The organism is Candidatus Obscuribacterales bacterium (assembly GCA_036703605.1).
Taxonomy (GTDB): Bacteria; Cyanobacteriota; Cyanobacteriia; order RECH01; family RECH01; genus RECH01.
Genome location: DATNRH010000429.1, coordinates 1 through 1,602 on the forward strand (window position 1 = coordinate 1; position 1,602 = coordinate 1,602).

Sequence of the window (1,602 nt, forward strand, 5' to 3'; positions counted from 1 at the left end):
TATCCTCGTGCCCCTCCTCAGGAGCAGGTTCCTCCCGATACTTATGCCTCCGGTTGGTGGGTGCCATAAGGAGCTTACCCCTACGGCGCGACTGGGTGGTGATACATGATGGGCTCAGCCCGTAATCAGCCATGAACTCGGGTACATAGTCTAAACTATCCATTACCCTCTCGACTGATTGAAGCTGCACTGCTAGGCGGCGCAGGCCGATCAGGATGTAAGTCCAGTCCTCCACATCCTTAACGCTCTTGGTGCCCCTGTGCATACGGTACTCGATAGTACCCTTGCCCATGATAGAGCCTACGTTGATAGCGCTGTACTTGTACCCCTCAGCGCCAGCCACAGCCCGTGCAAACCTGCCATTGCTATCAGCCGTGATGAGTTCCTGAAATTGATTCAGGATATGATCACCACGAGAAGATGCGAGGCTGTAGATATTAGCCGCACGATCTTCCCCACAATGCCAGATAAGCCCCGGCTCAACCAGCACAGAGAGCATCAGCATTGCCTTGACCTGATCATGGTGAAGGTCGGACACATTGATGTGTACATGAAGGCCAGTCCGACAGGAGGCCCTCGATTCCGGGTAGCGTTCAAAGATACCCCCCAACTCAGACATTGCCTGTTTCATATTTGAGTAGTCGAGGGGTCGGTTGGACAGGAACTCCACACCGTTATCACGAAGGGAGTCGTCCCCCGTAACCGACCAGAAATTGCAGTCTGAGGTATGCGGGCGTGTCACCCGCTCAAGCTCTACCTCAATCCCGACATACTCCCCATCGAGCTTTGGCAACTCGAACATCTTAGCTATAGAAGCCATCTAACATCCCTCCACACATGCATCGTAGAAACAATGGATACAGTTTAAACTATCTCCAACCCACTTAGCCTCATCACCCGGCTCAATCGCATCCCCGCAATCAGAGCAGGAAGACGCAGCGTACGCGGCTCTTTCATAGTCTGTAAAGACTTGGCCGTCGATAACCCATAGGTTTACGCTTTCACCGTTACCGACTTTTTTGAGAAGAGTAGTACCTCCTTGTCGTCCCCGAGATAGCTGAGAACACTGTTCTTAAGTACGAGACGTACCTCATTATCCTCCGTTTCATACATCGACTGCAAAGTAGACTCAAAGATACCAGCACCTCCAAGATGTTCGGGCACTCCGTAGCAATTTACAGTAAGTCCCGCCATGGTCTCGGGCCACAGCACCTTACCACTGAGGTTATAGCTGCGCGTCTTCATTCCAGTATTCTGTGAAAGATGAGTGAAATCTGCGACAATCTTTTGATTATCCTGAACTTTGTACTCATCACAAAGCTCAGCATATTTCTTTGGGACGCGATTACCATTAACTGCGCCCCTTGAGTTGTATACCTTTGGGCCGCTTTTCTTATGGCTACCCCAACCAACTCCGTAGTTTTCTCCATAAGAGTACGTCTGCTTTACCGGCTTATACGTATTGCTAACCTCGATCTTGTCGGTAGTAGCTGACTCCGTGAGTCGGGCGGCTCGTGACATATCGAAAGTCCACAGATCACCGGCCTCGATATCCATCAGTAGCCCGTCATCGAAGTTGTGCGTATCATTGCGACGGATAAT

At 50.9% G+C, this 1,602-nt stretch carries 2 protein-coding genes; both read right to left on the bottom strand.

All coding sequences use genetic code 11. The annotated features are described in order from the left end of the window. On the bottom strand, positions 1-820 hold an 820-nt coding region (locus V6D20_08780), incomplete at its 3' end, for an amidoligase family protein (GenBank protein HEY9815871.1). Positions 821-993: 173 nt separating this feature from the next. Then, positions 994-1,602, bottom strand: a 609-nt coding sequence (locus V6D20_08785; protein ID HEY9815872.1) for a hypothetical protein, incomplete at its 5' end; no start/stop codon positions are given.